Source organism: Streptomyces albidus (ex Kaewkla and Franco 2022) (genome assembly GCF_013870515.1).
In the GTDB taxonomy this organism is placed as follows: domain Bacteria; phylum Actinomycetota; class Actinomycetes; order Streptomycetales; family Streptomycetaceae; genus Streptomyces; species Streptomyces albidus.
In genome coordinates, this window is record NZ_JACBXA010000272.1 from 1 (window position 1) to 7,215 (window position 7,215).

Below are 7,215 nucleotides of genomic sequence, written 5' to 3' on the forward strand. Positions count from 1 at the left end.
GGCGGGGGTGCCGGGCGGGCGTTCACGCGGGGACGCCGACGCGGCGGCGGCGAACTGTCCATTGCCGCCGCCGCGTTCACAGCCCGTACGCTCCCGGGCGCCTCGGTCCTCAGATGCCCAGGTTCGCCTCGTACGCGCGGGCGACGGACTCCTTCTCGCCCTCCGCCTCCACGCGGGCCACGCGCTGGCGCCCCGAGGTGTAGAGCACGAGTTCGTTGGGCTCACCGCTCACCGTCACCACCGGTGTGCCCTTGCGGGCGACGGCGGTCTGGCCGTTCGGCCGGCGCATCACCAGCCCGACCGGCGACTTGCGGCCGAAGATGCGGGCCGAGCTCTCCAGCCGCTTCCACAGGGCGTCCTGGAAGACCGAGTCCAGCTCGCGCGGCGTCCAGTCCGGGGTGGCGCGGCGGATGTCCTCGGCGTGGATGTAGAACTCGATGGTGTTCGCAGCCTCGTCGACCTGCTTGAGGGCGTACGGCGACATGCGGGGCGGCCCGGTGCGGATGAGCTGGATCAGCTCCTCGTACGGCTTGGCCGTGAACTCGGCCTGCACCCGCTCCAGTCGGGCCGCGAGCGGCTTGAGCAGGATCCCGCCCGCTGCGTCCGCCCGGCGCTCGCGCACCACCACGTGCGCGGCCAGGTCGCGGGTCTTCCATTCCCCGCAAAGGGTCGGAGCTTCCGGGCCTGCGCTCTCCAACAGATCCGCCAGGATGAGACGTTCACGCTTGGCATGGGTCGACATGCGGCCAAGGGTACGGCGGGTCGCCCGGCGCAGCGTTGATTTCCCCCGGCGCGCGCGAGCCCGGCGAGGAGCACCGCCACCTCGGCGCCAGGCGATCCCTACTGGCGGCTGCGTTCGAAGAACTCCTCCGCCGTCGTCATGAAGGCCCTGGTGACCGAGACCGCACGGCGGTCGCGCAGGCACACCGCGAACGCCTCGGTGAAGACGTCGGCGTCGAGGATGCGCAGCATCCGGGTGCGGCGGTCCGGCACGTACTCGACGTCCGTGGTGATGCCGAGGCCGAAGCCCGCCACGACCGCTTCCCGTACCCCTTCGCGGCAGACCTCCAGCGTGACCCGGGGGACGATGCCGTGTTCCTGCAGCGCCCGCTCCAGCATGAGCCGAGAGGTCGAGCCGATCTCACGCAACACCAGTGCCTCGTCCGCGAGTTCGGCGAGCTCGACGCCTTGGCGGCCCGCCCACGGATGGTCGTCGCGGCAGAAGAGCACCACGTCCTGACGGCTGTACGGCAGCGCGTGGAGCCGGGAGTCGAGGGCCGTCTGGCCGACGATGCCGACGTCTATCTCCTGGTCGACGAGCTTGCGGATGATGGTGGCCGAGTTGTCCAGCAGGAGCGTCATGGTCACGCTCGGGTGCGCCTTGTTGAAGGCCGACAGCAGCCGCATCACGAAGTACGGTGCCACGCCCCCCACTCGGAGCTCGCCGCGCAGCGTGCAGCCGGCGGAGTTCAGCAGCTCCACCGCTTCACCTTCGAGGGCGAAGAGCTGCTTGGTGATGGTGAAGAGGGACTCGCCGAGTTCGGAGAGCCGTATGCCGCGCGGGGTGCGGCGGACCAGCTCCACGCCGTAGTGGGCCTCCAGCTGGCGCAGCTGGATCGTCACCGTCGGCTGGCTCACGTGCAGAAGCGAGGCCGCCGCCGTGATGCTTCCCGCGACGGCCACCGCGTGGAAGGAGCGCAGCTGGTTGAAGCTCACGTACGGCAGGGCGTTCGGCCGCGTGGGCGTTCCGCGAAGAGCGGGCTTCGGCCTGCTCGTACCCTCGTCGGCCACGGTGTCGCTCACAGCGTCGGACACGGCCTCGGACACAGCTCCGTCACCCCTACTCCGAGACTCGGGCCCAGACCCGGCCATCCTCGACCCGCGCCCGATACACCCGCAAGGGGGTCGTCAGCGGGGGGCTCATGGGCTTTCCCGTGGGCACGTGGAAGACGCCCTGGTGGCGCGGGCACTCGATCGTGTCGTCCTGTACGTAGCCTTCGGACAGTGACGCCTGCTGATGCGTGCAGCAGTCGTCGGTGACGTAGTAGGCGCCGCCGATGTTGAAGACGGCCAGGGTCCGCCCGCCCACCTTCACGCCTATGACGTCGTCCTCCTCGACTTCCCAGGTCTCGGCCAGGGCACGCCAGTCGCTCTCGTCGCGGTCGGCCATGTCGCTCCTCGTCTGCTTCTTCGGCGTACTGCCGCGTGAGCGGCGCCGGCGGTCAACTGCTGCCTCCGGCACCGCTCATGGCGCTCGGTGCGGGATCGCTGTAGCGCTGCACCAGGGCGTGGTGGCGCTTCATGCTCGGCTTGAGGTCTTCGTAGAGCTGCGACCAGAGCCCGAAGAAGTCGACGTACATCTCGTGCAGTTCAGGGTCGGGCTCGACGACGTGGCGTATCGGGGCCAGGTCCTTCATCGGCTCGCGCATGCCGGCGTAGAGGCCGGCTCCGGTGGCGGCGACCACCGCGTCACCGAGCGGAGCGGCCTCGTCGACGTCCGGGATGAGCAGGCGCCGGTTGGTGACGTTGGCAGTGATCTGGTTCCACAGCGGGCTCTTGGTGGGGCCGCCGTTGAGCACCAGTTCGGGGAAGACCGCTCCGCCGTCCTCAGCGATGCGGACATTGGAGTAGAGGTCGTAGGCGACGCCCTCGATCAGGGCCCTGATGACGTGGGCGCGGCTGGTGAACGGCTGCATCCCGAAGAAGACGCCGCACGCGTTCTCGTCCCAGCGCGGCGAGAGCGAGTTGCCGAGGTACGGCAGGTACAGCAGGCCGTCGGCGCCCGCAGTGATCTGCTCGGCCTGCGCGGTGACGAGGTCGAAGACGTTGCGGCCCATACGCGCGGCCAGCGCGCTCTCCGGGTCGGCGAACTTGTCGCGGAACCACTTCAGGGACGCGCCGGTGAAGGCCATCGGAGCGTCGAACAGCGTCATGCCGTCCAGCACGTGCGGCCACTTGAGGATGCGGTACTCCTCGGGGAGTTCCTCGCGCGGTACGAGGACGCCGAGGTTGGAGCCGGTGCCCATCGAGTAGTACGCCTGCCCGGCCTCGACGGCTCCGGCTCCGAGGGCGGCGGCGCCGATGTCGGTGCCCCCGGCCACGACCGCCGTGCCCTCACGCAGCCCCGTCTCCCGCGCGGCATGAGAGGTGACGGTGCCGATGACCGTGTCCGAGGTGTGGATGTCGGGATAGATGCCGGGCGGCAGGCCGAGCGCCTCGGTGAGTGAGTGGTCCCAGCGGGAGTGCCGGTGTTCGTAGGGGTAGAAGAGGCCGGCGTCGCCGTGGTTCATCGCGTACTCGCCCGTCAGCCGCATCGTGCAGTAGCCGGCGGGGGAGAGCAGCTTGTGGATCGAGTCGAAGACCTCGGGTTCGTGCCGGCGCAGCCACATCGCCTTCGGCTCGATGAACCACGAGGCGACACGGTTGCCGTTGACGGCCTTGATCCGCTCCTCGCCGACCAGTTCGCGGATCTCCTCGCATTCGCGCTGGGCGCGGCTGTCCATCCAGATCATCGCCCGGCGCAGCGGCCTGCCGTCGCGGTCCACCGGGAGGGTCACGCCCACCAGGCCGGAGACCGACACCCCGGCGATGGCGGACGCGGGGCCCGGGCACTGCTCCACGCAGCGGGCTATGCAGTAGGTGACCGCCCGCCAGTAGTCGTCGGGCTCCTGCTCGGCCCAGCCGGGGTGGGGGTGGTGCAGCGGGTGCTCCGCGGCGGCGGAGGCGACGACCTTCCCGGTGGAGGTGTCGAGGATGCACGCCTTGACGTTGGTGGTGCCGATGTCGATGCCGAGCGAAAGGTGTCCGGACAACGGATGCTCCCTTGCATCACGGTGTTCAGGGATGTGGAGGCGAGCCGTCAGCCGGTCGCGGCTGCCGAGGTGCTGGTCGGCACCGTCGATCCGGATCCCTTACCGAGGTTGGCGACGATGTCGCGGTGGGCCTGCACGTAACCCCTGCTCACGACGTACTCCCGCTTCTCCGGGGCGCCGGGCAGGGCCTCGTGCAGCTGCCGGAGGTTGTGGAAGGGGACGGACGGCGCCATGTGGTGCTCCGCGTGGTACGGCATGTTCCAGTACAGGAAGCGCACGACCGGATTGGTCAGCGTGGTCCGCGTGTTGGTCAGCGGATCCGCTCCTTCCGACATGCCGGTGTGCTCCGCCATGCGTACGAGCCGAAGGGCGGGCTCGGCGATGAGCCGGGGGAACAGCCAGTAGGCGAGCAGCCCCGGCCACCACCCGGTGACGACGCTGAGGGCACCGACGAGCGCGTATAAGGCCACCATCAGACGCGCCTCCCGGATCACACGCGGACGCTCGGATTCCGGAAGGAAGGACTTCTCGCGGTCGTTGAAGCGTCCGGTGAATCCCCGGTACAGGGTGCCGACGACTTTGGGCCAGAATTCCATCCCGAAAACCTCGCCCAGATACCCGGAAATTCCCTCGGGCATCGGAACCTGGTCGGGGTCACGCTCCGGATCCTGTGTGTAGGAATGGTGAGCAGTGTGGCGGTATCGGAAATACAGAGCGGGGCGCATCATGACCGTGCCGCAGAAAGTCGCCACCGCTCTGTTCATCCACCGGGTGCGGAACGCCGTTCCGTGAGTGCACTCATGCATGGGTGCGAAGAGGAACACCACCACGATCCCCTGGGCGAACATGGCAGGGACCATCCACCAAGTCGCCCAGCCCCGCCCGATCAGGATCGTGGTGGCGGCACCGACGGCCACGTGACCAGCCATGTACCGCATGGCCGGACCATTCCGTCGCCGTTGCAACCTCTTGAGTTCTTTGCGCGGCAGCGGGGGCCTGTGAGGCTTCGCCCACGGATCGGCCTCGTCCGGCATCGGTGCCATCGAGTGCATCCCCTCTCCGCCTTGCGCGAACTCCACGCAATACAATGGGTGATGCCGGATCCGGTGTCGAATAGAAAAAACAAAGAAACGCCATAGATTTTTTCTATGGCGAATCCCCGTAACAGAAGGCCGTACGGCTCCGGACGAATCCAGGGGAAGTGCGGCGGGAATTCGACGGACCGTCACCTTGCGTCGAGGATTCCCCGGCATCGGCGAATCGCGGCGCGCGCCACGCCCCGGTCCCGCGCCCCTCCCGCGGGGCCGGTGAGGTGGCCGTGAGGAGGACGGGAGCGAGTGCGCGAGAATGGGTCCCATGCCCGCACGATCCTCCGCGACCTCGCTCGACCCCGCCGTCGCCGCACGCCTCAAGCGCAACGCCGACGGCCTGTTCCCCGCCATCGCCCAGCAGCACGACACCGGTGAGGTGCTGATGCTCGGCTGGATGGACGACGAGGCGCTGCACCGCACCCTGACCACCGGCCGCGCCACCTACTTCAGCCGCAGCCGCCAGGAGTACTGGGCCAAGGGCGACACCTCCGGCCACGTCCAGCACGTACGCTCCGTGGCGCTCGACTGCGACGGCGACACCGTGCTGGTCAAGGTCGACCAGGTCGGCGGCGCCTGTCACACAGGCGACCGCACCTGCTTCGACGCCGACGAACTCCCTCTCCCCGCGCCTTCGGCGGGGGGAGAATCCCCGGACGGGCCGCACACCGATGACCGGTGACGCCCAGTAAGGTCACCGACCATGACGACCCCGGACCTCGACACCTTCCGTACGCTCGCGAAGGACCGCCGCGTCATCCCTGTGACCCGGCGCCTGCTCGTCGACGGCGACACCCCCATCGCCCTCTACCGCAAGCTCGCCGCGGAACGCCCCGGCACCTTCCTTCTGGAGTCGGCGGAGAACGGACGCACCTGGTCGCGCTACTCCTTCATCGGGGTACGCAGCGCCGCGACCCTCACCGTGCGCGACGGCTCGGCCCACTGGCTGGGCACCCCGCCCGTCGGGGTCCCCGCCGAGGGCGACCCGCTCCGGGCCCTGCGCGAGACGGTCGAGGCCCTGCACACGCCGCGTGACCTCCACGAGGACTCCGACCTGCCCCCCTTCACCGGCGGCATGGTCGGCTACCTCGGCTACGACATCGTGCGGCGCCTGGAGAAGGTGGGCGACAGCGACACCACGGAAGACGACCTGGGCCTGCCCGAGCTGACGATGATGCTCGCCTCCGACCTGGCCGTGCTCGACCACCGCGACGGCACGGTGATGCTGATCGCCAACGCCATCAACCACAACGACCTCGACACGGGTGTGGACAAGGCGTACGCCGACGCGGTGGCACGGCTGGACACGATGACCGCGGATCTGGCCCGTCCCGCGCCCGCGACCCCCGCCGCGCTGCCGCCCTCCGAACTGCCGGAGTTCACCGCCCGCTCGGGCGGAGCCACCTACCAGTCGTGGGTGGAGGACATCAAGGAACGCATCCGCGCGGGCGAAGCCTTCCAGGTCGTGCCCTCGCAGCGCTTCGAGACGCCCTGCAAGGCCGGCGCGCTCGACGTCTACCGCGTCCTGCGGGCGACCAACCCCAGCCCGTACATGTACCTCTTCCGCTTCGGCGACGGCTCCGGTTCCGCCCCCGGTTTCGACGTGGTCGGGTCGAGCCCGGAGGCCCTGGTCAAGGTCGAGGACGGGCACGCCATGCTGCATCCCATCGCGGGCACACGTCCGCGCGGGCAGACCCCGCAGCAGGACAACGCACTCGCCGACGAGCTGCTGGCCGACCCCAAGGAGCGGGCGGAGCACCTGATGCTGGTCGACCTCGGCCGCAACGACCTGGGAAGGGTCTGCGAGCCCGGCAGCGTCGAGGTCGTCGACTTCATGTCCATCGAGCGCTACAGCCACGTCATGCACATCGTCTCGACGGTGACGGGCCGCCTGGCCGGGGACCGCACCGCCTTCGACGCGCTGACCGCCTGCTTCCCCGCCGGCACGCTCTCGGGTGCGCCCAAGCCGCGCGCCCTGCAGATCATCGAGGAGCTGGAGCCGACGCGGCGCGGCGTCTACGGCGGATGTGTCGGGTATCTCGACTTCGCCGGCGACGCCGACATGGCGATCGCGATCCGCACCGCCCTGCTCCGCGGGGACACGGCATACGTGCAGGCCGGCGCCGGTGTCGTCGCCGACTCCGACCCCGCCGCGGAGGACACCGAGTGCCGCAACAAGGCGGCGGCCGTGCTCAGGGCGGTCCGTACGGCCGAGAAGCTCGGCGGTAGCGTGGACGCGTGACTTCAGTACCACCGGCACGCTCTTCGGGCTCCTCGCAGGACGACTCGCAGGACAAGCAGACCAAGGACACCCG

The 7,215-nt window shown here is 69.5% G+C and carries 7 protein-coding genes; 2 read left to right on the forward strand and 5 right to left on the reverse strand.

The features are described 5' to 3' along the window. Positions 1-109: 109 nt before the first annotated feature. From H5J26_RS26305 to H5J26_RS26325, 5 genes are all read right to left on the reverse strand, one after another. Positions 110-742 carry a TIGR03085 family metal-binding protein gene (locus H5J26_RS26305; protein WP_181768461.1) on the reverse strand — a complete coding sequence of 211 codons (633 nt, stop codon included), beginning with the start codon at positions 740-742 and terminating at the stop codon, positions 110-112. A gap of 98 nt (positions 743-840) precedes the next feature. After that, positions 841-1,815 carry a LysR substrate-binding domain-containing protein gene (locus tag H5J26_RS26310; protein WP_181768462.1) on the reverse strand — a complete coding sequence of 325 codons (975 nt, stop codon included), beginning with the start codon at positions 1,813-1,815 and terminating at the stop codon, positions 841-843. Positions 1,816-1,840: 25 nt separating this feature from the next. Further along, positions 1,841-2,170 (reverse strand): non-heme iron oxygenase ferredoxin subunit, encoded by a 330-nt coding sequence (locus H5J26_RS26315; RefSeq protein WP_181768463.1) that lies wholly within the window; start codon positions 2,168-2,170, stop codon positions 1,841-1,843. 52 nt (positions 2,171-2,222) lie between these two features. Next, positions 2,223-3,812, reverse strand: coding sequence for a xylulokinase (locus tag H5J26_RS26320; RefSeq protein ID WP_181768464.1), 1,590 nt, complete (start codon positions 3,810-3,812; stop codon positions 2,223-2,225). A 47-nt stretch (positions 3,813-3,859) separates the two neighbouring features. After that, the gene (locus tag H5J26_RS26325) at positions 3,860-4,741 is read right to left on the reverse strand and encodes a fatty acid desaturase (RefSeq protein WP_181768465.1); all 882 of its coding nucleotides are present in this window, start codon (positions 4,739-4,741) and stop codon (positions 3,860-3,862) included. Between the two features lie 427 nt (positions 4,742-5,168). Here H5J26_RS26325 and hisI point away from each other — a divergent pair, with 427 nt between their 5' ends. Next, positions 5,169-5,582: a phosphoribosyl-AMP cyclohydrolase gene (hisI, locus tag H5J26_RS26330; RefSeq protein WP_181768466.1), complete on the forward strand. Its 414-nt coding sequence runs from the start codon at positions 5,169-5,171 to the stop codon at positions 5,580-5,582. Positions 5,583-5,603: 21 nt separating this feature from the next. Next, positions 5,604-7,142 carry an anthranilate synthase component I gene (locus H5J26_RS26335; protein ID WP_181768467.1) on the forward strand — a complete coding sequence of 513 codons (1,539 nt, stop codon included), beginning with the start codon at positions 5,604-5,606 and terminating at the stop codon, positions 7,140-7,142. Positions 7,143-7,215: the final 73 nt, after the last annotated feature.